The following is a 25068-nucleotide window of genomic DNA, read 5'->3' as shown; positions in this document are numbered from 1 at the left end:
ACCTTGCGCGTACTACTGACCGGACACCAGGGCTATCTCGGCACCGTCATGGCCCCGGTCCTCACTGCCGCCGGGCACGAGGTCGTCGGCCTCGACGCCGGCCTGTTCGCCGACTGCGTGCTGGGCGAGCCGCCCGCGGACCCGCCGGGGCATCGGGTGGACCTGCGCGACGTCACGGCCGAACACGTGGCCGGGGTGGACGCCGTGATCCACCTGGCCGCGCTGTCCAACGACCCGCTGGGATCGCTGGCGCCGGAACTCACCTACGACATCAACCACCACGCGTCCGTACGGCTGGCCCGGCTGGCCCGCGACGCCGGAGTACGACGCTTCCTGTACGCGTCGACCTGCTCGGTCTACGGCGCCGCCGGCGGCGACGACCTGGTGGGGGAGGACGCCCCGCTGCGCCCCGTGACGCCGTACGCGGAGTCCAAGGTGCGGGTGGAGGACGACCTGCACGCCTTGGCCGACGACGACTTCACCCCGGTGTTCATGCGCAACGCCACCGCCTTCGGCTACTCGCCCCGGCTGCGCGCCGACATCGTGCTGAACAACCTGGTGGGCCACGCGCTCCTGTCCGGCGAGGTGCTGGTGCTCTCCGACGGCACCCCCTGGCGCCCGCTGGTGCACGCCGCCGACATCGCACGGGCCTTCACGGCCGCGCTGACCGCGCCGCGCGAGGCGGTGCACGACCGGGCGTTCAACATCGGCAGCGAGATCAACAACGTCACGGTCGCCGAGATCGCCGACCAGGTCGCCGAGGCGGTGTCCGGCGCGAAGGTGGTGATCACCGGGGAGAACGGCGCCGATCCGCGGTCGTACCGGGTGGACTTCTCCCGGTTCCGCGCCGCGATCCCCGGCTTCGACTGCGAGTGGACGGTGAAGCAGGGCGCGCTCGAACTCGCCGACGCCTACCGGAAGTTCGACCTGACCCGGGAGGACTTCGAGCGCCGCTTCACCCGCCTTGCCGTGCTGCGCGCGGCGTCCGACGCCGGCACCGTCGACGACACCCTGCGGTGGCGCCGATGACCACTGTCGGCGAGCAGATGTACGAGCTGGTGGAGCGGCTGTACCCGCTCTGCCGGAGCATCACCGGCGACGGCGTGCGCGCCACCCTGGACATCGTCGGCGAGTACATCCCCTTGCAGGTGCACGAGGTGCCGACCGGGACGCAGGTGCTCGACTGGACGGTGCCGCAGGAATGGAACATCCGGGACGCGTACATCGCCGACACCACCGGCAACCGGGTCGTCGACTTCGCCGCGTCCAGCCTGCACGTGCTCGGCTACAGCGTGCCGGTGTCGGCGACCATGCCGCTGGCCGAGCTGCGCGGACACCTGCACACCCTGCCGGACCACCCGTCCTGGGTGCCGTACCGCACGAGTTACTACAAGCCGGAATGGGGGTTCTGCCTGGCCCAGGAGACCTTGGACGCGATGCCGGACGGCGAGTACGAGGTGCGCGTCGACTCCACCCTCGCCGATGGCCACCTCACCTACGCCGAGCACGTGGTCCCCGGGCAGGTCCAGGACGAGGTGATCGTCTCCTCCCACGTCTGCCACCCGTCACTGGCCAACGACAACCTGGCCGGCATCGCGGTGGCGACGTTCCTGGCCCGGGCCCTGGGGCAGGAGACGCCGTACTACACCTACCGGTTCATATACGCGCCCGGCACCATCGGGGCGATCACCTGGCTGGCCCGCAACGCGGAGCGGATCGAGCGGGTCAAGCACGGGCTCGTGCTGGCCTGCGCCGGCGACTCGGGCGACCTGACGTACAAACAGAGCAGGCGCGGTGACGCCGAGATCGACCGGGTGATGCGGCACGTGCTGGCCGCCTCCGAACGCCCGCACCGCATCGCCGAGTTCACTCCGTACGGCTACGACGAGCGGCAGTTCTGCTCGCCCGGGTTCGACCTCGGCGTGGGCTCGCTCAGCCGGACCCCGTACGCCGGCTACCCCGAGTACCACACCTCGGCGGACAACCTGGACTTCGTCTCCCCGGAGGCGATGGCGGACACGCTCGCCGTCTGCCGCGAAGCATCCGCCGTCCTTGACCGCAACCGGCGGTACGTCAACCTCAGCCCCTACGGCGAACCGCAGCTGGGCCGACGCGGGTTGTACGACGCGCTCGGCGGCCGCAGCGACACCAAGCAGGCCCAGATGGCCATGCTCTGGGTGCTCAACCTCTCCGACGGCGAGCACAGTCTGCTGGATGTCGCCGAGCGGTCCGGGCTGCCGTTCAGCGCCGTCGCCGTCGCGGCCGACGCCCTGCACGGCGCCGGGCTGATCAAGGCATGACGCCGATGACCACCGAGGGGGAGAATCCGCGGACAACGGCGCCACCGGCCGGATCCGCCAAGCGGGCCCTCGCCGGCCGGCTGTCCTGGGGACTGGCCGACCAGGCGGCCTCCAGCGTGAGCAACTTCGCGGTGGGCATCTACGTGGCCCGCTCGCTGGGCGTGACCGCGTTCGGCGTGTTCAGCCTCGCCTGGGTGACCTACGGCGTGGTGCTCAACGTCTCCCGCGGGCTGGCCACCGACCCGCTCGTGGTGCGCTTCAGCGGCGTGCCGGGCACGTCCTGGCGCGGGGCGGTGGGCCGGTCGACGGGTACCGCACTCGGCGTCGGTGTCGCCCTCGGCGCGGCGTGTCTGATCGCCGGGCTCGGCCTCGGCGGCCGCATGGGGCCCGCGTTCGCCGCCCTTGGCGTCATGTTGCCAGGGCTGCTGCTCCAGGACGCCTGGCGGTTCTCGTTCTTCGCCGCGGGCGCCGGGCGGAACGCGTTCCTCAACGACGTCGTGTGGGGTGTCGCGCTCGTCCCGGCCATGGTGGTGGCGGCCCGGGTGGGCAGCGTGGCCGCTTTCGTGCTCGCCTGGGGCGCGTCCGCCACGGTGGCGGCGGTGTACGGCTACTTCCAGTCCGGCATCCGGCCCCGGATGACCGAGGCGCGCGGGTGGCTTCGCGAACAGCGCGATCTCGGCTACCGGTACCTGGTCGAGAACGTCAGCCTCAGCGGCGCCAGCCAACTGCGGGCGTACGGGCTCGGGGTGATCGTCGGGATCGGTGCGGTGGGTGCGGTGCGGGGCGCAGAGCTCCTGCTCGGCCCGTTCCTCGCCGTGCTGATGGGGCTCTCGCTGGTCACCGTTCCGGAGGCGGCACGGGTGCTGCGGCAGGCACCGCATCAACTGGGTAGGTTCTGCCTCCTCCTTGGCGGGGGGCAGGCCGTCGGCGCGCTGCTCTGGGGCACGGCGCTGCTGCTGATGCCCGGGCGGTTCGGTGAGCTGGTGCTCGGCGACGTCTGGCACTCCGCCTCGGAGCTCATCGTGCCGATCACTCTCGGCGTCGCGGGCGCCGGCCTCGGCACCGGCGCGGCGGCCGGGCTGCGCGCGCTCGGCGCGGCCCGGCGCAGCCTGCGCTCCCAACTGTTCGCCTCCGCCTGCTATGTCAGCGGCGGGCTCGGCGGGGCGGCCGCCGCCGGCACGGTCGGCTCGGCCTGCGGCGTCGCCGCCGCGACCGTCAGCAGCTCGGCCGTGTGGTGGCTGCAACTGTGGTCCGCCCTGCGCGAACGCCACCACCACCCCCTCCCCGAAGTGAGGACCTCATGACCGCCCACCCCAGGCTGACCATCGGCCTGCCCGTCTACAACGGCGAGGAGTACCTGGCCGAGTCGCTCGACGCCCTGCTCGGCCAGACCTACGAGGACTTCGAGCTTGTCATCTCCGACAACGCCTCGACCGACGGCACCGAGGACATCTGCCGCAAGTACGCCGCGCAGGACGCGCGCATCCGGTACCTCCGGCTGCCCCGGAACATCGGCGCCACGCCGAACCACAACCGGGTGTTCGCCGAGTGCCGCGGCGAGCTGTTCAAGTGGGCCTCGCACGACGACCTTTACGCCCGGGATCTGCTGCGGCGCTGCGTCCAGGCGCTGGACGAGCGGCCCGACGTGATCCTCGCGCACGCCGACCAGGCGGTCATCGACGGCGACGGCCAGGTGACGGTCCCGTACGAGTACACGCTCGCCACCGACTCACCGCACCCGCCGGAGCGCTTCCGCAGCATGCTGTTCGAGCCCGGCGGTGACGACTTCTACGGGGTGATCCGGGCCGACGCGCTGCGCCGGGTGAAGCCGATGGACAGCTACCACCACGCGGACCGCACGTTCGTCGCCGAGATCGCCCTGCACGGGCGCTTCCACCAGGTGCCGGAACTCCTGTACTTCCGCCGCGACCACCCCACCCGCGCCGAGCGCGCGAACCCGAGCAAGCGCTCCCGGTGCGTCAACCTGGACCCGCGCCGGGCGGGCCCGCTGCACCCGACGCCCCGGCTGCTCGCCGAGTACGTCTGGGGCTTCGCCTCGGCGATCCGGCGGGCTCCGTTGTCCCCGGCCGACCGGCGCGCCTGCTACCGCCACCTGGCCGCGTGGATGACCAGCCGGGTCCGACCTGGTGCCGGCGAGCGGGTCGAGGACCGCGCCCCGGTCGACCCGGCGAAGCTGACCGTCTCCGTCGACGCCCTCGTCGCCGGCCGCGAGGGGAGGCAGGTATGACGTCCACGGACCAAACTCCGGTGCGCGTAGGGGTGTTCGGCCTGCTCGGCTCCGGCAACCTCGGCAACGACGGGTCGCTCCAGGCCGTGCTCGGATACCTCCGCGCCGAGCACCCGGACGCGTCCGTGGACGCGCTGTGCGGCGGACCCGAGGCCGTGACGACCAGGTTCGGGATCCCCGCCACGCGGCTGCACTGGTACCGCGGGGAGTACCGGACCGCCTCGCGTGCGGGCGCGATCGCGGGGAAGGGGCTGGGCAAACTCGTCGACGTCTTCCGCACCGCCGCCTGGGTGCGCCGGCACGACGTGGTGATCGTGCCGGGCATGGGCGTCCTGGAGGCCACGCTGCCGCTGCGGCCGTGGGGCTTCCCGTACTCGCTGTTCCTGCTCTGCGCGAGCGGCCGGCTGCTGCGCACCCGGGTCGCGTTGGTCAGCGTCGGCGCCGCCGAGATCGGCAACCGGCCGACCCGGGCCCTGGTGCGCTGGTCGGGGCGGCTGGCCGCCTACCGGTCGTACCGGGACGCCCAGTCCCGCGACGCGATGCGGGCGATGGGCGTGGACACCGCGCGCGACGAGGTCTACCCGGACCTCGCGTTCGCCCTGCCGACACCGCCGGCGAGCGCGCCCTCGGACTCGCCGGGCCCGGTCTGCGTCGGAGTCATGGACTTCCACGGCGGCAACGACGACCGCGCCCGGGCCGACGAGATATACCGGCGCTACCTCGACGGGACGATCCGGTTCGTCCGCACGCTGGTCGAGGAAGGCCGGCCGGTCCGACTGCTCACCGGCGACGAGTGCGACGCGACAGTGGTCGCCGCGATCCTCGACGCGGTGGACTCGCCGCTGGTCACCGCCGCCGAGCCGGCCTCACTGGCCGACCTGATGAAGGAGATGGCGACTGCCGACACCGTGGTCGCGGTCCGCTACCACAACCTGATCTGCGCGCTGAAGACCGGCACACCGGTGCTCGCCCTCAGCTATGCGGCGAAGAGCGACGCGCTCATGGCACGGATGGGGCTTGGCGCGTACTGTCACCCGGCGCGCGAGGTCGACGCCGACCGGCTGCTCGAGCAGTTCCGGGCGCTGGAGAAGCGATCGGCCGAGCTGCGGCAGACGCTCGTCGAGCGGAACCAGGACGCCGCCCGGCAACTGGAGCAGCAGTTCGCCGAGTTGACCGCGGTCCTGTTCCCGGCGTCCGACCATACCCGCGCCCACACCCGCGCCCACGCTCGGCAGGAGGCACCATGAAAGCGACCCAAGTCCCGGAGATCGCCGGCGCGTTCCTCTTCGAGCCGACGCCGTACTCCGACGAACGCGGCTTCTTCTGCCGAACCTTCGACGCCGACGTGGTCCGCTCGGTGGGCCTCGACCCGGACGCCTTCGTCCAGGACAGCCTGTCCCGCTCGGTTCGGGGCGTGCTGCGCGGCCTGCACCTGCGCTCCGGCGCCGGCGAGGCCAAGCTGGTGCGGTGCTCGTACGGGAGGATCTTCGACGTCGTCGTGGACCTGCGGCCGGACTCGCCTACGTACCGCAACCGGGCCTTCTTCGAGCTGTCCGGCGAGACGCAGACGACCCTGTACATCCCGGCGGGGTGCGCGCACGGCTTCCAGGCGCTGACCGATACCGCCGACACCTCGTACCGGATCGACCGCCCGCACGATCCGGCCGAGGACGTGACGATCGCCTTCGACGACCCGGAGCTCGCCATTCCCTGGCCGCTGCCGGTCACATCGATGTCCCAACGGGACCGGGAGGCGCCGAGCCTCGCCAAGGTCCTGCAGCACACAGAAAGTTGAGGTCGGCGTGCCCACCGAAGACACCCAAGAACTCCTCCTGCCCCGCTCGCGGAAGGCGAACGAGCGGCTGCACGCCATGATCCCCGGGGGCGCGCACACCTATGCCAAGGGCGACGACCAGTACCCCGAGAACCTGGCCCCGGTCATCAGCCACGGCCATGGTGCTCACGTCTGGGACGTCGACGGCAACCGCTACATCGAGTACGGCTCCGGCCTGCGATCGGTCAGCCTCGGCCACGCCCACCCACGCGTGATCGAGGCGGTGCGGCGGGAACTCGACCGCGGCAGCAACTTCGTCCGGCCGTCCATCGTGGAGGTCGAGGCCGCGGAACGTTTCCTGGCCACGGTGCCGACCGCCGAGATGGTGAAGTTCGCGAAGAACGGCTCCGACGTCACCACCGCCGCAGTGCGCCTCGCCCGCGCCGTCACCGGGCGCCCGCGGGTCGCCATCTGCGGCGACCATCCGTTCTTCTCCGTCGACGACTGGTTCATCGGCACCACGCCGATGTCAGCCGGCATTCCCGCGGCGACCACCGACCTCACCGTGTCCTTCCCCTACGGAGACCTGGCCGCCACGGAGGCACTCCTCACCCGATACCAGGACGAGGTCGCCTGCCTGATCCTCGAACCCGCCTCCCACACCGAGCCGCCGCCCGGGTACCTCGCAGGCCTGCGCGAACTGGCCGACCGGCACGGCTGCGTACTGATCTTCGATGAGATGATCACCGGCTTCCGCTGGTCCGAGGCGGGCGCCCAGGGCCTGTACGGCGTCGTCCCCGACCTCTCCACGTTCGGCAAGGCGCTGGGCAACGGGTTCGCCGTCTCCGCGCTGGCCGGGCGCCGGGACCTGATGGAGCGGGGCGGGCTGCGTCACTCCGGCGACCGGGTGTTCCTGCTGTCCACCACACACGGTGCGGAAACGCACTCCCTGGCAGCCGCGATGGCCGTGCAGACCACCTACGTCGAAGAGGGAATCACCGCGCGCCTGCACACCCTCGGCGAGCGGCTCGCCGCCGGAGTCCGCGACGCCGCGGCCGGCACGGGCGTCGGCGACCACATCGTCGTCCGGGGCCGGGCCAGCAACCTGGTCTTCGCCACCCTTGACGAGAACCTGCAGCCGTCGCAGCAGTACCGCACCCTGTTCCTGCGCCGGCTCCTCGCGGGCGGGGTGCTGGCCCCGTCGTTCGTGGTGAGCAGCGCGCTTGATGAGGACGACATCGACCGCACCGTCGATGTGGTGGCCCAGGCATGTGCGGTGTATCGGAAGGCGCTGGACGCCGCCGACCCCAACCCCTGGCTGGCCGGGCGACCGGTGAAGCCCGTATTCCGCGCCTTGGCGTGACGCGACGGGACGGGACGAGACGTGGCGTGGCGTGAGGTCAGCGACGCTCCCGCCGACCGACGTCGGCCAATCGGTCTGCGCTCCGGTCGGCGATCCGGTCGACCAGCCACGCGGTCGCCGGAATCACCGCCAGCGCGGTGCACCAGCCGCCGAGGACGTCGGTCGGATAGTGGGCGCCCAGGGCGACCTGCGCCCATCCCATCGTGGCGCCGGCAACCAGCGCCGCGGCGAGCACGAGTAGCGTGCCGGCCGTCCTGCCGAGGCCGAGCCGACCGGTCGCGATCAGGGCCGCCATGAGGGCGAGCGCGGTGAGGAAGGCGGTGTGCCCGCTCGGGTAGGACAGGTTGCCGTCGCCGTGGATGGTGCGTCCCACCAGGTGCTTGAGCAGCGTCGCCGTCCCCACGGCCAGGGCGGAGCCCGCAACGACGAGCACCGCTGCGCGAGGCCGCCGAAGCAGCAGGCAGCCTGCCACGGCGGCCACGATCAGCATCGCGGCTCCGGCGGGCTCTCCCAGGAAATCCATGGCCAGAGCGAAGCGCCGCCACGGCGGTCCCACGCTGTCCGCGGTCGGCTGGACGATCCACCTGTCCACCCTGCCGGGCTCGCTGTGGCCGGCGTACAGGACCCCGAGCACGACGACCACCAGCGTGGCGAGCGCCGCGACCAGCCCGAGCCACGCGCGCAGCGAGGAGGGCAGCACAGCGGGCCCCGACCGGCCGGTCACACGCCCACCGCGTCCGGTCGACCTGCGGCAGTGACCTTCTCGTCTGCCGTGCGCAGCGTCGGGCGTTGCGGGATTACGTCGCCGCCCTGCCGACGCCGCGGGACCGCAACAAGACGCTGACCGCGTTGGCGGAGCCGGTCGCCGAACTCGACCGCGCCGCAACCCCCCACGTGGCGGCGGTCGAGCCCCGCAAGAACTGCCCGCTGCCGCCCGCCGACATGGCCGGGATGGTCAGCGCGTACGGGCTGCGTGGCTGGACCGAGCAAGATTGCGAACCCGTCAAGCACGAACTGGGCCGGGCCGACTTCCAGGTCCGCTCCTGCCAGGCGATCCAACGCGAGCCCCCCGTCGTGTCCGACCCGCCATCGCCCTGGCCAAGGGCATCGGGATCAGCCTCTACTTGTCACCCTAACCAACAATCCGGTCGCGGAAAACCGCCGTCGAACAGTCACGCAGTGCCAGAACAACTCCGCAAGGAAATACCGGAGTTAAAGCGGGCCAACAAGATGTTTGAAAGCCGCTTTGGTGTTTTTTGCGGTGGCTGGGTCGTGGATTATGGGTCTCACCGTTGGGCACGTTGTCGTCCAAGGGGCCCACGCGTACATTCGGATGCTCCGCCGACTGGCAGGGCGTTTACGACGCCGCTGGCCTTCATCGGCAGCTTCCAGGTCTTCGACCTGGTGCAGGTCCTCACCGGAGGCGGCCCGTACTTCGCCACCGAGGTCGTCAACACGTACATCTACCACCTGGCCTTCGGCGGCTCCGCGGCCGGCGCCGCCGCCCAGCCCGACATCGGCCTGGCCTCCGCGGCCTCGTTCCTCTACGGACTGCTGCTCATCGTCTTCTCCGCGCTGCAGGTCCTCGCCCTGCGCCGGCTCAGCCGACGGCGCGCGGCCGCCAACCAGTGAAGGGGTTTCGATGACCACCCTGTCCCCGCGCCCGCGACTGCGCCCGCGGCTGAGCCTGCGCCAGGGCAGGCGCGGCCTGCTCTATCTCGCGTTGCTCGGCGGCGGAGTCATCTGGCTCTACCCGTTCCTGTGGGCGCTGGGCAGCTCGCTGAAGAGCACCGACGGCTTCTTCTCCGGCGGGCTGAACCCGATCCCGTCCGAGTTCCACTGGTCCAACTACAGCGAGGCCTGGCGCAGGCGGACTTCAGCCGGTTCTTCGTCAACACGGTCCTGTTCGCCATGGGTACGGTCGTCGTCACCCTGCTCGCCACGTCCATGGCGGGCTACGTCCTGGCCCGCACCGACTTCCCCGGCAAGAAGCTCTGGCTGGGCCTGGTCGGGGTGACGCTCTTCCTGCCGCACGGCTACACGATCATCCCGGTCTTCGATCTGATCCAGCGGCTCCATCTCCTCAACACGCTCTGGGCGGTGGTCATCGTCCAGTCGGCGGGCGGGATGGTCTTCGGCACTTTCCTCTTCATGGGCTACTTCACGACGATCGACCGGGGCCTTGAGGACGCGGCCCGCGTGGACGGGGCGAGCTTCCACCAGATCTTCTGGCGGATCATGCTGCCGCTGTCCGGGCCGATGCTGGCGACGGTGGGCCTGTTCGCCTGCATCAACGCCTGGAACAGCTTCTTCATCCCGCTGGTCTTCACCCTCTCCCGCCCCGAGCTGCACACGCTGTCGGTGGGCATGTTCAACTTCATCGGCCAGAACTCCACGGCCTGGACGCTGGTGTGCGCGGGGTCGGTCATCACCCTGCTCCCCATCGTCCTGATCTTCATCGTGCTGCAGCGGTTCTTCATCAACGGGCTGGCCGGCGCGGTCAAGTAGGAGCGAGCGGCGATTCAGGAGGGACGCTCTCGGCACGGGCCGGCCTCGGAGGCTGAGTGAAGTGGCGGGCGCCGGCCAGGAGAAGAACCGCCAGGGCGGCCGGTGCGGCGTAGGCGAGACGGAACTGGCCGGTGGAGCCGAGGAGCCCGCTCACGGCGCCACCGGTGACAACGCCCGTGTAATTGAAGAGGTTCAGGCGGGCCAGGATCACCTCCGAGGCTGTGGGACGCAGTCGCGCGGCTGAGGCCAGACACAGCGGGGCCAGGACGGACGCCCCCAGACCCACCGCCCCGGCCGCGAGAACGGCGAACGGCCAGCTCGGCGCGGCGGCCATGCCTGCCAGGGCGCCCGCGACAAACAGGGCGGCGGTGCGGACGACGGCGACTGCTCCGAACTTCTGCACGAGTCGGTCGGTGGCGGCGCGGCCGACAACTGTGCCGGCCTGGTAGGCCGCGTACGCCATCGGCGCCACCGTGAGGGTGGCGGCGAGGGTCTGGCGCAGGTAGACCGCTGACCAGGCCGAGACGGTGGAGTCCACGACGTAGACAACGAGGAGGACCAGGCCGAAGGGGAGGAGCCGGACCCACACGCGGCGCCCCAGCGGCGGCTCCGTCGGAGTGTCCGACGGCCCTTCGGAGGAGGGAAAGGTGTGCGTGCGTATACAGACGGCGAGGATCAGGAGGATGCCTGCCTGCACGTTCAGGCCGTCGGCTACGGGCCACTCCAGCCGGGCCGCCGCGGCAGTGAGCAGGGCCGCGACGACGCCACCCACGCTCCATGCCGTATAGAAGGAGCCGAAGATGCTGCGGCCGTAGGCGCGTTCGATGGCAGCTGCCCGGGTGTTGATCCCGACGTCGAGGGCACCGACAGCGATCCCGAAGAGGATGTACGCGCAGATGACGGTCGCCTTGCCGGGGGCCCACCCGATCAGCGTCAGCGCGGCGACGGCCGTCAGCAGGGCCCCGCGCATGGTGGAGACGGGACCGGCGTGGCGGATCGCGGCCAAACCCAGGAAGCTGCCGGCTCCTGCCATCAGTGCCACCGCGACCATCATGGTGGTCGTCAGGAGCGGAGCCAGTCTCAAGTTTTCGGTGACAGCGGGGACGGTCGTGTACACGGCGGCGACGGACACACCTTGTGCGGCGAACGCGATGGTCGCGACCCTTCGGGCGCCGGCCTTGGAGGCAGGACGCCCGGCCGCCGCCCGGCCTGGAGCACTAAAGGACATGATTCTCTGTCCCGCCTTAATTCCCTGTGTGCGCTGGGAAGGCCAGCGAGTCGAATGGGTCAGGTTCCGAAAACCGTAGCCAGGCGCGGAAGGCGAACGCAGGACGCCAGGGGCCGTACAGGGGACTTCGGGGGCCACCGCGTACGACCGGTGATGTCGGGATGCTTACGGTGGTCGCCCAGGAGAAGGTGAGTGCGATGTCCCTTGCCCGCGGCCCGGTAGACCCTCACGGGACCAGCCGCAGCACGTCGGCGACGATCCAGCCGAACGTCCTGCGCTATCTCGTCATGGTCGCCGGTGAACGCGGCGTCGATCTACGGCCCCAGCTGAGACAGGTCGGGCTGGACGAGACGGTCATGCGCTCCGCCGCGCTGAGGGTGTCCTACCGGCAGGGCAGCGCGGTGATCCGGCGCGCGCTGGAGCTCACCAAGGACGAGCGTCTGGGACTGAAGGTCGGCGCGGCGCAGCACCTGACCGCCTGGGGCCTGCTCGGCTTCGCCCTGATGGCCGACGACACGCTGCGACACGCCATTGAGACCGGGGTGAAGTACCAGAACCTGTCCGGGGCGATGACCGTGTGGTCGACCGACCTGGGGGAAGACGGCGCCTTCGTGCTGCGCGCCGACCTCCCCGATCCCGCCATTGACCCGAGCGTGGCTTCCTTCCTGATCGAGGAGGGATTCGCCTCCGTGGTCACCCTGTCCCGGCTGGCCGTCGGCCCGGCCTTCGCGCCGGGGCTGGTGGAGTTCTCCGCTCCGGCACCCCGCCAGAGCGATCTGTACGGCGCCCTGTTCGGCTGTCCGGTCCGCTTCGGCGCCTCGGCCAACCGCCTGGTCATTGACCCTGTTTGGGCCCGCGCCCAGATGCCCGGCCGGGATCCGGTGACCTACGCGTCGACTCTGGAGATGCTCGACGCGCAGATGGCTTCCCGCCACGACCAGCAGGACCTGCTCGAGGTGCTGGAGATCTCCGTCGCGCAGAGCCTCCCAGTGATCCCTTCGTTCGGTGAGCAGGCACGGCGGCATGCGACGAGCGAGCGGACGCTGCGCCGTCGGCTGGCCGACTGCGGCACGACGTACGAGGCACTTGCCGAGGGAGTGCGCCGGGAACGCGTCGAACAGCTGCTGCTCCGCCCGGAACTGACGCTGCGTGACATCGCCCGCCGGGCGGGATTCTCCGATGAACGGGCGCTGCGCCGCGCGGTACGCCGCTGGCACGGCACCTCCCCGGTCCTCCTGCGGGAGCGGATGCTCCTGGACGATGCCCTGATCAAACCCATCGCGTTCGCCCTGGCCGTCGGCGTGGCCATCGACGCCTTCGCCGTCCGCATGACGCTCGTACCGGCGGTACTCGCGCTCGCCGGCCGGGGCGCCTGGTGGTTGCCGGCCTGGCTGGACAGGATCCTGCCCGACCTCGATGTCGAAGGAAGCAGCCTCCAGAAGGCGGCACCGGCGGACCGCAAGGAACCTGAGCCCGTCTTCTGAGCCGCCTCACACGAGTGGCACCGCGACGGACCCGACTACGCCCGGTCGCGGCGAGTGGCACGAAGCTTCCGACAGCCGCTGATCCGGCCCGCCCTCCTTGACGACCGACTGCACCGCGGTGCGGTGCAGTCGGCTGCGCAGCACCCTTCCGCGGCGGCACGCCAGGCCGCACCCCGTGCGTCGGTTCATCCCAAGGCGGAGGTCTCCGGTGCGGTCACTCCTACGCGATGTTGAGGGCGATGAGTGAGGCAGATCCCGTGGCTGATGTGATGACCCGTAGTGCCACGTAGCGGGCGGTGCTGTCGGTGCGCAGGACGCCACGCCCCGACAGTTGCGCTGCGCCGCTGTACGTACGGCCGTCCAGGCTGAACTCGACTTGGGATGCCGGGACATGGCCCCCTCGCCACTGGGTCCGGATCTCGGTGATGTGCTGTTCTGCACCCAGGTCGACGACCATGCGACCGTCGGGACCGGGCGACCATGCGGTGCCTGCGTCGCCGTCGACCGCGGCCTTGGGGTCCGTCATACCGGGCGGCAACGGTGCGGTCGGGAAGGTGGTGCGGCCGAGTGCCAGGTCGGCGAGGGGGTACGCCGTGGCTCGCGGCACGGTGACGGTGGTCGTGCGGCCCGCACGGACCGTGACGTCGAGGCTCCTGTCCTGTGCCGAGACGGTGACGTGGCAGGAGGGGCCGGTGAGTCGTACGGTGCGGCCGTCGCGCACCTCGGCGCGGAGCCCGACAGGAATGGGGCCGCCGGAGAGGACGATGCGCGAAGGCGCCAGGGCGGCAGAGGCGGCGGAGAGTTCGGCGTGGAAGTCCGTGCCCGATTCAGTGACGGTTTGAACGCCTTGGTAGAGGCGGATTCCTTCGTCAGGCGAACCCGGGATCGTCACGGTGGTGGTCACGGAGTCCGAGGAAAGGTTGAACAGGCTCAGGTGGTGGTCGGTGAGGGCTGCCTTCACCTGTGCGGACTGCGTCGACGGGGTCTTGCGGGCGGCCGCGGCACGCAGTTCCTCGGGCGTCGCGCCGGGGAGTGCCTCGACCACCACGCTCTCGGCCGGTCCGTCGGAGAGGACGACCGTGTCGCCGTACACCGAGAGCGGGTTGGCGCCGCCTCGTACGACGAGCCCCGCGCGGCCGTCGATGTCCAGCCATCCGCCGCGGCTGGTGAGGTCCGGTCGTGGCCAGGCCGCCAGGTCGGTCCACTGCTGCCCGTCGGCCGATCCCGCTATCCGGTACGCACGGCCCGCCGCGGCCTCCCAGCGAAGCGTCACCCGGTCCACGTCCCGGGACGCGCCCAGGTCGACCGCGATCCAGCTGTCCGCACGTGGACGGTCCGCGCGCGACACCGCCCAGCGGCTCGTGGCGTCACCGTCGACGGCGAGCGCGGGCTCCTTGCCCGGGTCGAAGGAGGAGGCTGAGGCTGTCGACCCGGCCTCGTGCGCCAGGTCGCTGCCCGAGGCTCCGTCCCGTATCTCGAAGGCGTACAGCGAGTAGCCGTACGACGCGTCGGGACGTACCCCGAGCATGCGCAGATGACGGAACTGGCCGCGGGGAAAGGTGAGTTCGTCGACGCGCGGGCCGGCGGACGTGGTGGCATCGCTCCCGGCCACGACCGTCGTGCTTCCCTCGGCCGCCTGATAGGTACGGTTCCCGTCCAGCCCCGGCATCCCGGGCATGGCCAGGTTGCGCACCTCCAAGTGGCCCTCGCCGTACGCCGTTCCGGAAGTCGCGTACACGACGGCGCCGGACGGCAACGTGGTGAACCCCGCATACCCGTGGTCCAGCGTGAGCAGGCTCGCGCTGCCGTCGAACCCGTCCCGCGGCAGCGAGTACGTGACGACCGAACGCCCGGTGATCTTGGCGCCGGTGCTCGGCAGGAACATCGGTGTCGTACCGCTGAGTGCGAACAGCCAGTCGTCATGGGCCGGTTGCCAGGCGAACTTCACGAAGCCGGACTTGCTGACGACACCGGACCACGCGCCCGGTGACTGATGGGAGACGAGGCCGGGACCCGAGCCGTAGTCGGTGACGCCGCTCGCCTGCTCGAAGAGCTCGCGCCGTGACAGCGGACGCACGGGTGCCTGCCCCGACCGGGCCCGCCACTCGTGCAGGAGGTAGCTGATGGCCAGTTCGGCCCGGGCCTCCGGCTCGTACTTGGGCTCGCCCGAGAACTTCGCGAGGCGGTACTGCGGCGGGTACTCCTGATACGCCTCCAGGCGCTCGGCCAGGGCCAGTTCACACCGGGCCGCCGCGCGGTCGCCGACGACCTGGGCCAGGAAGGCGAGCGGAATGACGTCCCGGCCGTAGAGGTGCTCGCGATCGGCGACCATCGGCATCAGGGGCTCGCCCGCATCGCTCATCACGCCGAGCAGGGTGCGCCACAACGGCCCGGCATTCGGCTGCGCCGTGAGCACCTCGGGCAGGACACGGCCCGCGGCGAGGAAGTGGGCGCTGTTGCGTCCCGAAGTACGCCAGAGTTCTTCCTGATAGTGCGGGCCGAACGAGCCGTGGTTCTCGACGATGAACGTGTCGAAGAGGTTCTGCGCGGTGTTCGCGCTGACGGCGACCCCGTCCACGCGGGCCGGGTTGGCGAGGTCGGCGGCCGGCAGACCCGCTTCGTTGCGGCTCCACCGGCCGAAGGCGGCGTGCCATGCCTCGTACCGCGGATCGTCGCTCGCCCAGGCCAGACCGGGGGCCAGTGACTGGGTATAGACCCCCATCTCCTCCAACTTGGTGTCGCCTTCGAATCCCCCGCTGAGGCCGTGCGGGGTCCAGCCGGCGGAGTCGGGATCGTCGCCCGTGCCCAACTGGGTGGTGTATTGCGCCTGTTCGCGGGCAATGGTGTCGACATCCCGGCGCGTCGCCTCATCGAGGTCGTCCCACAACAGGCGGGCCGCGAGCACGAAGTACGACTGGAACGTGGTGTCCCAGAACAGCTTCCGCCCCCACAAGGTGCCGCCGGTCAGCCGGTTGGATGCCGCGAAGTGCTTCACGGTGGCGACGGTCCTGGCGCGCAGGGTGTCCCTGTCGACTCCGGCGCGCTCGGCGTCGTACGAGCCCCGGGTCAGCAGGACGGCGTTGCCGAGTACGACGGCGAAGCCGAAGTCCTTGTCGGTGTAGTGGCCTTGGGCCGGGTCCCATTGCTGTTCCGACCACCGGGTGTGTGAGAGCAGGACGCGGTAGTACGTGTCGGAGACAGGATCCGCTGCTGGGGCGGCCGTGGCTGTCGCTGCGGAGGCCCGGCCCGAACCCAAGGTGAGCGGGAAGGCGGTCACGGTGCTGGATACGCCGAGTAGCTGCATGGCTTGACGGCGTGTGAACCCCACGGCGTGCTGCGACATCGACGCAACCCTTCGACAACGTTGTCAGAGTGTGCGGTCATTGTGTGGCCGCACCGTGTGCACGTCAAGGCTCTCGGAGCCCCTTGCGGCACTCGGCAGATCACGTGTGACGACCGGCGTACGCGCACCTTTGGTCCAATCAAGTACTTCCTGCAGCACCGTTGACCGGCCGGTCGAACGCCACTTAGGTTTCCCGGAGGTGAAAGCGCTTGCTGCGGCCCGCCGTTCACCCCGCACGGCCCAACGGGCCGCGCTCCCGCGCCATGTCAGCCGCCCGTCTGATGGAGAGTTCCTCGCGATGATGCGCACGCCGCGTTCTTCTTCCCGGTGTCTTCCCGCCCGCAATGGGAACGTTGCCATTGCGGGTGACCGACGGCCGTCGACGGCGGTTCGCGGGCTCCTGGCCGGCCGTCTCGCACGCTCTGCCGGGGAGGGCAACTGCTCCTGATCTCCGACAACGATGTCCATGCCACGCCCCAGGAGGCATCGCCATGACACGACCCAGCATCCGCCGGAGACGAGGCACTCTCGGCGCCGCCGCAGGCACCGTGCTCGCCCTGCTCCTCGCGGGCCTCACCGGCTGCTCCAGCGGCAACGGGCAGAGCACGGAGGCGGGCGGGAAAGTGACGCTCACCTTCTCCTGGTGGGGGAACGAGGACCGCGCGCAACGCACCAACGACGCCGTGGACCTCTTCGAGAAGAGGCACCCGGGCATCACGGTGCGCACCTCCTTCGCCGGCTACGAGGCGTATGTGCAGAAGCTCGCCACGCAGGCGGCGGGCGGTGACCTTCCCGATGTGGCACAGCTCGACTACCGGCAGATCTCCCAGTACGCGGGCAGCGGCACACTCCTGGACCTCGGCCCCTACATCAAGAGCCACACGCTACGGACCGCCGACTTCGACAAGGGCCTGACCCGAACCGGCGTCTACGAGGGCCGGCAGTACGCCCTCCCGATGGGCCGGGGATCGACCGGATTCGCCTACGACTCCACGGTCTTCAGGAAGGCCGGAGTCGCGACGCCCCGGCCCGGCTGGACCTGGGACGACTGGGTCGAGGCAGGCAAGAAGGTCAGCGCGCTCGGAATGAAGGGCCCGGGCGGTCACGCCTACACCGGCCTCACCGACATCGGCGTGAACGAGGACGCCTTCGAGACCTGGCTGCGCGGCAGGGGCAAGGAGCTCTACGTCTCCCAGCACAGGCTCGGCTTCACCGCCGACGACCTGACCGAGTTCTGGACCTTCACCGACCAGCTGCGCCGCCAGGGCATCGTCTCGCAGGCCAGGGACACCGCCCAGATCAGCGGCGCCGTCGAGGACACCCCGATGGGCCGAGGGCTGGCGGCGACCGACTTCAACTGGGACGCCCCGTTCCTCGGATATCCGCCGCTGCTCGGCGAGAACGTCCACTTCGCGCCCGTACCCACGACCGACGGCAGGGTGGGCCAGTACTTCAAGCCGACCATGCTCGTCGGCGTGGGCGCGGCAACCCACCATCCCAAGGAGGCCGCCGAGTTGATCGACTTCTTGCTCAACGACCCCGACGCGGGCACGATCCTCGGCGTCGCCCGCTCCACACCTCCCAACCAGAAGATCGCCGCAGCGATCGGCAAGGGTCTCACCGGCCCGGAGAAGGAGGTCTACGACTACGGGCGCAAGATCGCCGCCTACGGCACGGAAGCACCGCCCATGGCGCCACCCCGTGGCGATGTCGTCCTCCAGGTCTCCTTCACCCGCGACTACCAGCGGGTCACCTACGGGATGCAGAGCCCGCGAGGGGCCGCCGAGGAGTTCGTGGCCGAGGCGAAGAGGGAGCTGCGATGACCGCCACGGCCACCCCGCCCCGTGCCGCACGCGCTTCCGCGACACCGAGGGAACGCCGTGGGCGCGCTGTACGACACGGCCCCGCCTACGTCTTCCTCTCCCCGTGGATCCTCGGGGTCGTCCTCCTGACGCTCGCGCCCATGGCCGTTTCCCTGTACCTGTCGTTCACCGACTACGACCTCTTCGACGCCCCCAAGTGGGTGGGACTGCGCAACTACACCGACATGCTCACCGCGGACCCGCGGTACTGGCGGTCGGTGGGCACCACGCTCCTGTACGTCGTGGTCGCCGTCCCGCTCAAACTGGCCCTCGCGCTGGGCGCCGCGCTGCTGCTCAGGAGCACGCGCAGCGCCAAGGGTTTCTACCGCTCGGCCTTCTACGCCCCCTCACTGCTCGGCGCGAGCATGTCGATCGCGTTGGTGTGGCGAGCGCTCTACAACGACGGCGGCACCGTGGACGACGTGCTGTCCTCCATCGGCATCCACACCGGCGGTTGGGTTTCCGACCCCCACCTCGCGGTGTTCGTAGTCGCGCTGCTCTCCGCCTGGCAGTTCGGCGCCCCGATGGTCATCTTCCTGGCCGGGCTGCAGCAGATCCCGTCCGACCTGTACGAGGCCGCGGCACTCGACGGCGCGGGACGGTGGCGGCGGTTCGTGTCCGTGACGCTGCCCATGCTGTCCCCAGTGCTCTTCTTCAACCTCGTCCTGGAGACCATCCAGTCCTTCCAGGTCTTCACACCCGCGTTCGCGATCAGCGGCGGCAAGGGCGGCCCGGCCGACTCGACCATGTTCTACACGCTCTACCTCTACGAACGCGGCTTCTCCGCCTCACACATGGGCTACGCCTCCGCCATGGCATGGGTCCTGCTCCTGGCCATCGGCGCGGTGACGCTCGTCCTTTTCAAGACCTCGCGCTCCTGGGTCTTTTACGCCAACGAGGGGGCCTGATGGCTACGACCGCGCCCAGCCTCAAGAGCAACGGCAGCAGCTTCAAGAGCAGCGACACGCAAGCTCGCACCGTGACCGTGGTGAAGCACGTCGGACTGCTGGCCGCGCTGCTCGTCCTGCTCTACCCGCTGGTCTGGCTGCTCGCCACGTCACTGAAACCGGCGGACGAAGTACTCACCAGCCTCAAGCTGCTGCCGAGCCACTTCGAGTGGTCGAACTACACCACCGCCCTGGACGGTGTCAGCGGTGTCACGGTGTCCCGGCTCCTGATCAATTCGCTCCTGATCAGCGTGGGTTCGGTCATCGGGAACGTCGTGTCCTGCTCCCTCGCCGCCTACGCCTTCGCCCGGCTGCGCTTCCGCATGCGGGGCGTGATGTTCGGCTTCATGATCGCGACGATGATGCTGCCGCACCACGCCGTTCTGATCCCGCAGTACATCATCTTCAACAAGCTCGGCATGGTGGACACCTACTGGCCGCTGATCCTGCCCAAGTTCCTCGCCACGGAGGCGTTCTTCGTCTTCCTCATCGTCCAGTTCATGCGCGGCCTGCCACGCGAACTGGACGAGGCCGCCCGCATCGACGGGTGCGGGCCGTTCCGGATCTTCTGGTCGGTCGTCCTCCCGCTGACCCGGCCCGCGCTGATCACCACCGCGATCTTCACCTTCATCTGGAGCTGGAACGACTTCTTCACCCAGCTGATCTACCTCTTCGACCCGGAGAAGTTCACGATCACGCTGGCTCTGCGGAACTTCGTCGACCAGTCCAGCAGTTCCGCGTACGGCCCGATGTTCGCGATGTCGGTGATCTCGCTCCTGCCGATCGTGCTGTTCTTCTTCGCCTTCCAGCGCTATCTGGTGCAGGGCATGGCGACGTCCGGGCTGAAGGGTTGAGCCGTGCGTTCTTTCGTACATGAACGCCGGGAGCCGGGTGAGCTGTTCGGACCTCGCTTCGCGCTCTTCGCCGACATGCTCGCCGTCGGTCTGGCCGCAACAGTCGCCTCCCTGCCACTCATCACGGCTCCGACGGCGCTGGCCGCGGCCTGCGCCGTCCTGCGGCGCTCGATCCGCGAGGACCGTCCGGCGACGCTGGGGGAGTACGTCGCCGAGTTCCGCGCTCACGGATTCCTCCGTTCCCTGCTGGCGGGCGTGACGGTCTTCGCGGCATTGACCTTGGTCGTCCTCGACCTCGCACTCGCCAGGGCAGGCCTTCCGGGCGCCCGCCCGGTGTCCTGGGCACTGACAGCTCTCGCGGCCATGGGACTCGTCCTCGCCCTCCGCGCCACCGCGGATCCGGAGCCGGCGCTCGGCTGGCGTCCGACCCTGCGCCGGGCCGTGACACGCTCCGTTGCCGACCCGGCGGGCTGCGCCCTGATCACGGCAGCCGTCGGGCTGTGCGTCGCGTTCCTGTGGATGCTGCCGCTGCTCGCCCCGCTCCTGCCCGGGCCGCTGGCCTTTGCCATCACGGCCGTTGAGCTCCGCATCGAGCCTCCCTCAGACGAAGGGTGATCTCCTCCATGTCTCCTGTGAGCCGTCGTCTCTTCCTCGGCGCGGCCTCGGCCGCCTTCCTCGCGGCGGGCACCGGATCCGCCGCCGCCGTGTCGGACACCATCCGACGCAGATCCAGAGAGTGGACCTTCGAGAACGACTCCCTGCGTGCCACCGTGACCTACCAGAACGGCGGGATCCACCTCACCCGGATCCTCAACAAGCGCGCCGGACGCGACTACCTGAGCGCCCCCTCGTCGCTCTTCGCCCACGAACTCGACGGCACCGACACCGTCCGCGCGGACGACGGAGGCTGGCGACTGGGAGCGACGACCAGGGAACTCATCGCCGTACGCACGACGGAGAGATCCTGGCGGGTCGGGGAGCGCATCCGCATCCCCCTGAGCAGAACCGAGCCCTGCCCGTTCCGCGTCACCCTGGTCTTCGAGATCTACGACGGCGACGCCGGCCTGCGCTACTTCACCCTCGTACGCAACGAGGACACCGCCCGTGAACTCACCCTCACCCGCTCAAGAGCGATCGACCTACGGCTGCCGAACGACCCGCACACCCTCCACCACGTCCCGAACATGAAGTGGTTCAGCACCCGCGGTTCGCTGAGCACCGAACCCGTCGGCAAGTCCTGGCCGAAGAAGGCCCTCACCGTGTACGACACCGGCGACGGCTGGAGCGTGAGCCCCGAGCTCAACTGGAAGACACAGCGTGGCAACGGCAACTACCCGACCGACTACATGCTGCCGCCGTTCGCGGGCATCAACGCCTGGCACGAGCAGGACACCGTCTCCGTGGACACCCACCCCGAATCGCTGCAACTGACGCTGTCGCCGGGGGAGGAGTTCGAGTACCTCGCGGTGAACCTGACCGTGTTCAAGGGCGATGTCGTCGACGGCAAGATGGCCGACGAACTGCACTTCCGCAAGCGCTTCAAGTACCACCACACCACCACGCTCTTCCACCAGAACGACTGGGACTACCGCGGCGGCCCGGGCCACGAACTGCCCGCCGGCTACTACTACGACACCGTCATTCCGCAGACCAGGCGGGCGGGCCTCGACATGGTGATGCTCGACGACTACTGGAACACCACGCGTGACTCCATCGAACCCAGCGATTCCATGAAGAAGTCCATCACCAGCCTGGCCACGCTCTCGAAGACCCTCAAGGGCAACGGACTCGGCTTCGGTCTGTGGTTCTGCCTGACGGGAGACGGCCACCTCAAGGGCCGCGACCTCGCCGACCCGGCTCAACTGGCCTACAAGAGAGGGCAGATCGAGACACTGCTCAACGACTACGGCGTCACCCAGCACATGATCGATCTCACCGAGTACTGGCAGAACGAGCAGACGACCGCCTACTCGCACGCGAGCGACAACGTCTACCGCAAGGCCGTCCTCACCAGGGCGATGCTCGACGACCTGGTGACGAAGAACCCTCAGTACCTGCCCAAGCTCACCAGCGAACTCGACATCGCCCCCACGCAGGGCGACCGCAACAACGGCCTGCTGCACATCGCGTACAACGGCTGGAACACCTCCAACGGAGGTATCACCGGAGAGGACCTGTCGCTGCGTACGGCGCTCACCGCGTTCGGCCACCTGCCGATGGGCGCAACGTACATGAACGGCGGCAGGATGACCGGCCGCATGGAGGACTACTATTCCTACATGGCCGTCCGGGCGGTCAAGTTCGGCCAGGATCCCGGCGACGCGAGCAAGTGGCCCGAGGCGGCGGTGAAGCTGATGGGCGTCTTCAACGCCTGGCGCAGACGGCCCGAGATCACCGCCCTGACGGACGGCCAGTTCATGCCGGTGTACCTGGGGCAGGGCTGGGACACGACGGAGTGGGACAGCAGCAAGGGCCCGTACGTGTGGATGTGGGCCGACGTACGGCGCCGCACCGCGCTCCTCATCGCGACCGCGGCCGGAACGCCCCAGACCACGGTCGATGCGAAGGTGCGCTGGCTGAAGGGCCCTGCGACCTACGCCATCACTGACATCACGATCGATGACGACGGCAGCCAGGCCCACGCTGCGAAGGGGGAGTTCACGGGTGGGCAGCTGCGCGCCGAGGGGCTGTCGATCGACCTGTCCGAGAACACCTCGAAGGGCAAGGCGTTTTGGTTGGAGGCGGTGGCGCGGTGAGGCGTCGGGTCCCTCCCCGCTGACGAGTTCCGGACGTCAGCGGGGAGTCGACCCGTCGGGTCAGCCCCGGGCCACCGCGATGGCCCCCGCGAGCCTCTCTCCCGCCTCGTAGACCATGTACGGGACGCCGCCGTCGGTGCCGAAGGAAGGAGCCGCGGAGCGCCCGTTCTCCGGAGCTGTGCTGCGGGAGTTGTAGAAGACGCCGAGGTGGTTGCGCTTGCTGAAGTCGTTGCCGACTTCCGTGATCATGATGTCGCCGCCGCTCTCCTTGTCCTTGTTGTAGACGACGTAGGTGCTGTTGTTGCGGTAGAGAAGGTGCGGGCCGCCGATGTTGACGGCGCCGACGTCGCTGTGCCGGACCAGCGGCTGCTGGTCGTAGGTCCAGGTGCGGCCATCGGCGGACCAACCCCAGTGGATGTCACGGTGGTTGGTGGTGTTGTTGAGCATGAAGACCATCACGTAACGGGCGCCGCGTGAGGGCAGGTCCTGACGGAAGACCCGGGCGTACGACGTCTCCGTGGTGCCCGCCGGGAGCATGGATGCCGACAGGACGACCTTGTCGTACGTGAAGTGGATGCCGTCGGTCGAGCGGGCGAGGCGGGTCGTGGTGTTCTCTCCGTGGAAATACAGCCAGAACTCCTTGGCGTCCTCGTTCCACAGCACGTGGGGGGACGAGACATGGCTGACCGAGTAGTGCGGGGACCAGTTGTTGGAGACGATCGGGTTCGACGGGTACTCCGTGAACGGCCCTTCCAGTGAGTTGCCGTATGCCAGGCAGATCCCACCGGGCGCGTCGTGCGGCGCGTAGTACAGGTAGTAGCGGCCGAGGGGAGAGCTCAGCTTGTCGTAGACGCCTCTGATGCAGGGGAAGATGATCTCGCCGGTGGGGTTGTACTTCAGCTGAGACGGTGTCAGAAGGGTGCGGACGTAGGTGTAGTCGGGGAATCCGCCGGGCGCCGCGGCCGCGGGCTGGGCACCCAGGGCCGTCCCGAGGGTGAGGGCGGCTCCGGTGGCGGCGGTGGCCCGCAGGAAGAGACGCCGGTCGAGGTGTTGCTCGTGCATGGTGGCCTCCAATGCCAGAAGGTCTGCGGCTCAGCCGGCCCGGACGGGGTCCGCCGGCTCAGAGGTAGGTGGCGGCGGTGACGCACAGGCCGCCGAGGGCGACCGCCCAGACGTACGGCAGGGTGCGCACCATGACTTGTTGGGGAGTGACGCCCGCGTACTGGGCGCTCCACACGGTCTGAGTGCTGGTGGGGTCGGCGACGCCGAAGACCTGGTTGTACGAGGTGGCCATGCCGAGGACGGCGGCCGCGGGGTAGATGCCGGTGGCGATGAGGACGCCGGCGATGCCCGCGCCGAGCCCGAACACGTTGAGGGGGCCGCGGTAGAGGCACAGCGGGACGAGGAGCGTGAAGACGAGGACGAACACCACGGCGTTGTGCGGGCTGACGGCCTTGACGAGCGGTTCGAGTGCGTCGACGGCGCCGGGCAGTTTCACGGCCGCGAGCAGGATGCCGATGGCGATGAACAGGGCGATCGGCGGGGCGGCCACCTCGAAGCCGCCGTACAGGGTGCGCAGCAGCCGCTTGTTCATCTCGCCGGGCCGGGTCGTGGTGACCAGCGCGTACAGGACGCCCGCCAACAGCGAGGGAATGATGGCGAGTTCGAAGCCCAGGGCGAGGACGAGCGGGACGGCGGGAGTGAGCAGCGCGTACCAGGGCGCATCGCCCAGGTCCTCGCGTCGTGAACGAGGCTTTGCGTCGACGGACTTGAGTGACCAGGCGTGCTCGGTGCCCCGCCGTCGCGTCTCGACGAGGACGAACGCGAGGGCGGCGACCAGGGCGAACGGGAAGAGCTTCTCCATGAAGCCGCGCACGGTCGGGATCGGCAGATCCAGCGCGGTGGAGAAGAACTGCCACAGCGGCAGCTCGAAGGGGATGCCCACGGCGATGCCCATCAGCACCGTGCCCGCGGCGGTCACCTTGGGCACGCCGACGGCGATCATGGCGGGGATGCCGACGATGCCGGCGAGCATGGCGGCTGGTGCCGAGCCGGTCACTGTTCCGACGAGTGCGGATACGGCGAGGACGCCGAGGGCCACCACGGTCGGGCGGTCACCGCCGAACTCGACGATTTTGCGGACGAGCGTGCCCGCGATGCCGGTCTCGTCGAGGAGCTTGCCCAGCCAGGAGCCCAGAATGATCGCGATCATGGTGGCGGCCAGGGTCGGCGCGCCTTCCTGGAGAACGGTGTCCAGCACGCTGTTCTTGCCGGTGAGCGGTGCCCCGGCGAGGAAGGCGATGACGACGGCGAGCAGAGCCAGCGCGAAGGCGGTGGGCAGTCTGCGGGTGAGCATCAGGGCGACGCCGGCCGCCATGACGAGAAGGATGACGACACCCAT

19 protein-coding genes and 1 pseudogene are annotated in these 25068 nt (G+C 69.8%); 15 read left to right on the top strand and 5 right to left on the bottom strand.

Annotated features, from left to right (window positions below; translation table 11 throughout):
- Positions 1–3 precede the first annotated feature (3 nt).
- From ACZ4WS_RS43180 to ACZ4WS_RS43150, 7 genes are read left to right on the top strand one after another with little or no spacing between them, the layout of a single operon-like run.
- A complete protein-coding gene (locus ACZ4WS_RS43180; RefSeq protein WP_467988971.1) occupies positions 4–1029 on the top strand; it encodes an NAD-dependent epimerase/dehydratase family protein in 1026 nt (341 codons plus the stop codon).
- Complete coding sequence (locus tag ACZ4WS_RS43175) at positions 1026–2300, top strand: DUF4910 domain-containing protein (RefSeq protein ID WP_467988969.1); 1275 nt, start codon at positions 1026–1028, stop codon at positions 2298–2300. The genes ACZ4WS_RS43180 and ACZ4WS_RS43175 overlap by 4 nt, the downstream gene beginning before the upstream one ends.
- Positions 2297–3604 (top strand): hypothetical protein, encoded by a 1308-nt coding sequence (locus ACZ4WS_RS43170; RefSeq protein ID WP_467988967.1) that lies wholly within the window; start codon positions 2297–2299, stop codon positions 3602–3604. The genes ACZ4WS_RS43175 and ACZ4WS_RS43170 overlap by 4 nt, the downstream gene beginning before the upstream one ends.
- Positions 3601–4548, top strand: a complete 948-nt coding sequence (locus ACZ4WS_RS43165) for a glycosyltransferase family 2 protein (RefSeq protein ID WP_467988965.1) — start codon at positions 3601–3603, stop codon at positions 4546–4548. Before ACZ4WS_RS43170 ends, ACZ4WS_RS43165 begins: the two co-directional genes overlap by 4 nt.
- Positions 4545–5795: a polysaccharide pyruvyl transferase family protein gene (locus ACZ4WS_RS43160; RefSeq protein ID WP_467988963.1), complete on the top strand. Its 1251-nt coding sequence runs from the start codon at positions 4545–4547 to the stop codon at positions 5793–5795. Before ACZ4WS_RS43165 ends, ACZ4WS_RS43160 begins: the two co-directional genes overlap by 4 nt.
- The gene (gene rfbC / locus ACZ4WS_RS43155) at positions 5792–6343 is read left to right on the top strand and encodes a dTDP-4-dehydrorhamnose 3,5-epimerase (protein WP_467988961.1); all 552 of its coding nucleotides are present in this window, start codon (positions 5792–5794) and stop codon (positions 6341–6343) included. Before ACZ4WS_RS43160 ends, rfbC begins: the two co-directional genes overlap by 4 nt.
- 7 nt (positions 6344–6350) lie before the next feature.
- Positions 6351–7685, top strand: coding sequence for a glutamate-1-semialdehyde 2,1-aminomutase (locus ACZ4WS_RS43150; protein ID WP_467988959.1), 1335 nt, complete (start codon positions 6351–6353; stop codon positions 7683–7685).
- A 37-nt stretch (positions 7686–7722) separates the two neighbouring features.
- Here the strand turns inward: ACZ4WS_RS43150 and ACZ4WS_RS43145 are convergent, their stop codons facing one another.
- The gene (locus ACZ4WS_RS43145) at positions 7723–8409 is read right to left on the bottom strand and encodes a phosphatase PAP2 family protein (RefSeq protein WP_467988957.1); all 687 of its coding nucleotides are present in this window, start codon (positions 8407–8409) and stop codon (positions 7723–7725) included.
- A 680-nt stretch (positions 8410–9089) separates the two neighbouring features.
- Here ACZ4WS_RS43145 and ACZ4WS_RS43140 point away from each other — a divergent pair.
- Positions 9090–9317 (top strand): hypothetical protein, encoded by a 228-nt coding sequence (locus ACZ4WS_RS43140; protein WP_467988955.1) that lies wholly within the window; start codon positions 9090–9092, stop codon positions 9315–9317.
- A gap of 279 nt (positions 9318–9596) precedes the next feature.
- Positions 9597–10193, top strand: coding sequence for a carbohydrate ABC transporter permease (locus tag ACZ4WS_RS43135; protein WP_467988953.1), 597 nt, complete (start codon positions 9597–9599; stop codon positions 10191–10193).
- On the opposite strand, the gene ACZ4WS_RS43130 is transcribed toward ACZ4WS_RS43135, so the two are convergent.
- Positions 10186–11421, bottom strand: a complete 1236-nt coding sequence (locus tag ACZ4WS_RS43130) for an MFS transporter (protein WP_467988951.1) — start codon at positions 11419–11421, stop codon at positions 10186–10188. The genes ACZ4WS_RS43135 and ACZ4WS_RS43130 overlap by 8 nt on opposite strands.
- 197 nt (positions 11422–11618) lie before the next feature.
- On the opposite strand from ACZ4WS_RS43130, the pseudogene ACZ4WS_RS43125 reads away from it, so the two are divergent.
- Positions 11619–12674 (top strand): annotated as a pseudogene (locus ACZ4WS_RS43125) (AraC family transcriptional regulator); the annotation flags it as partial.
- Positions 12675–13125: 451 nt separating this feature from the next.
- On the opposite strand, the gene ACZ4WS_RS43120 reads toward ACZ4WS_RS43125, so the two are convergent.
- Complete coding sequence (locus tag ACZ4WS_RS43120) at positions 13126–16209, bottom strand: discoidin domain-containing protein (protein ID WP_467988949.1); 3084 nt, start codon at positions 16207–16209, stop codon at positions 13126–13128.
- A gap of 530 nt (positions 16210–16739) precedes the next feature.
- Between ACZ4WS_RS43120 and ACZ4WS_RS43115 the strand changes: the two genes are divergently transcribed.
- The 5 genes from ACZ4WS_RS43115 to ACZ4WS_RS43095 are packed head-to-tail and all read left to right on the top strand — an operon-like array spanning position 16740 to position 22667.
- Positions 16740–18071 (top strand): ABC transporter substrate-binding protein, encoded by a 1332-nt coding sequence (locus ACZ4WS_RS43115; RefSeq protein WP_467988947.1) that lies wholly within the window; start codon positions 16740–16742, stop codon positions 18069–18071.
- Complete coding sequence (locus ACZ4WS_RS43110; protein ID WP_467988945.1) at positions 18068–19018, top strand: carbohydrate ABC transporter permease; 951 nt, start codon at positions 18068–18070, stop codon at positions 19016–19018. The genes ACZ4WS_RS43115 and ACZ4WS_RS43110 overlap by 4 nt, the downstream gene beginning before the upstream one ends.
- Entirely contained in the window at positions 19018–19911 is an 894-nt protein-coding gene (locus ACZ4WS_RS43105; protein ID WP_467988943.1) for a carbohydrate ABC transporter permease, read from the top strand. The genes ACZ4WS_RS43110 and ACZ4WS_RS43105 overlap by 1 nt, the downstream gene beginning before the upstream one ends.
- Positions 19912–19914: 3 nt before the next feature.
- Positions 19915–20526: a DUF624 domain-containing protein gene (locus tag ACZ4WS_RS43100; protein ID WP_467988941.1), complete on the top strand. Its 612-nt coding sequence runs from the start codon at positions 19915–19917 to the stop codon at positions 20524–20526.
- Positions 20527–20534: 8 nt separating this feature from the next.
- Positions 20535–22667: a hypothetical protein gene (locus ACZ4WS_RS43095; protein WP_467988939.1), complete on the top strand. Its 2133-nt coding sequence runs from the start codon at positions 20535–20537 to the stop codon at positions 22665–22667.
- A 60-nt stretch (positions 22668–22727) separates the two neighbouring features.
- Here the strand turns inward: ACZ4WS_RS43095 and ACZ4WS_RS43090 are convergent, their stop codons facing one another.
- Entirely contained in the window at positions 22728–23729 is a 1002-nt protein-coding gene (locus ACZ4WS_RS43090) for a hypothetical protein (RefSeq protein ID WP_467988937.1), read from the bottom strand.
- A gap of 58 nt (positions 23730–23787) precedes the next feature.
- Positions 23788–25068: a TRAP transporter large permease subunit gene (locus ACZ4WS_RS43085; RefSeq protein ID WP_467988935.1), complete on the bottom strand. Its 1281-nt coding sequence runs from the start codon at positions 25066–25068 to the stop codon at positions 23788–23790.

This window comes from Streptomyces sp. NPDC029292 (assembly GCF_055569295.1).
This window is presented reverse-complemented; position numbering and strand designations above follow the sequence as displayed.

Coding starts and splice junctions, on each gene's coding strand:
- ACZ4WS_RS43175 (WP_467988969.1), top strand. CDS start 1,026: ATGACCACTGTCGGCGAGCAGATGTACGAGCTGGTGGAGCGGCTGTAC.
- ACZ4WS_RS43170 (WP_467988967.1), top strand. CDS start 2,297: ATGACGCCGATGACCACCGAGGGGGAGAATCCGCGGACAACGGCGCCA.
- ACZ4WS_RS43165 (WP_467988965.1), top strand. CDS start 3,601: ATGACCGCCCACCCCAGGCTGACCATCGGCCTGCCCGTCTACAACGGC.
- ACZ4WS_RS43160 (WP_467988963.1), top strand. CDS start 4,545: ATGACGTCCACGGACCAAACTCCGGTGCGCGTAGGGGTGTTCGGCCTG.
- rfbC (WP_467988961.1), top strand. CDS start 5,792: ATGAAAGCGACCCAAGTCCCGGAGATCGCCGGCGCGTTCCTCTTCGAG.
- ACZ4WS_RS43135 (WP_467988953.1), top strand. CDS start 9,597: ATGGGTACGGTCGTCGTCACCCTGCTCGCCACGTCCATGGCGGGCTAC.
- ACZ4WS_RS43130 (WP_467988951.1), bottom strand. CDS start 11,421: ATGTCCTTTAGTGCTCCAGGCCGGGCGGCGGCCGGGCGTCCTGCCTCC.
- ACZ4WS_RS43120 (WP_467988949.1), bottom strand. CDS start 16,209: ATGCAGCTACTCGGCGTATCCAGCACCGTGACCGCCTTCCCGCTCACC.
- ACZ4WS_RS43115 (WP_467988947.1), top strand. CDS start 16,740: ATGACACGACCCAGCATCCGCCGGAGACGAGGCACTCTCGGCGCCGCC.
- ACZ4WS_RS43110 (WP_467988945.1), top strand. CDS start 18,068: ATGACCGCCACGGCCACCCCGCCCCGTGCCGCACGCGCTTCCGCGACA.
- ACZ4WS_RS43105 (WP_467988943.1), top strand. CDS start 19,018: ATGGCTACGACCGCGCCCAGCCTCAAGAGCAACGGCAGCAGCTTCAAG.
- ACZ4WS_RS43095 (WP_467988939.1), top strand. CDS start 20,535: ATGTCTCCTGTGAGCCGTCGTCTCTTCCTCGGCGCGGCCTCGGCCGCC.
- ACZ4WS_RS43090 (WP_467988937.1), bottom strand. CDS start 23,729: ATGCACGAGCAACACCTCGACCGGCGTCTCTTCCTGCGGGCCACCGCC.
- ACZ4WS_RS43085 (WP_467988935.1), bottom strand. CDS start 25,068: ATGGGTGTCGTCATCCTTCTCGTCATGGCGGCCGGCGTCGCCCTGATG.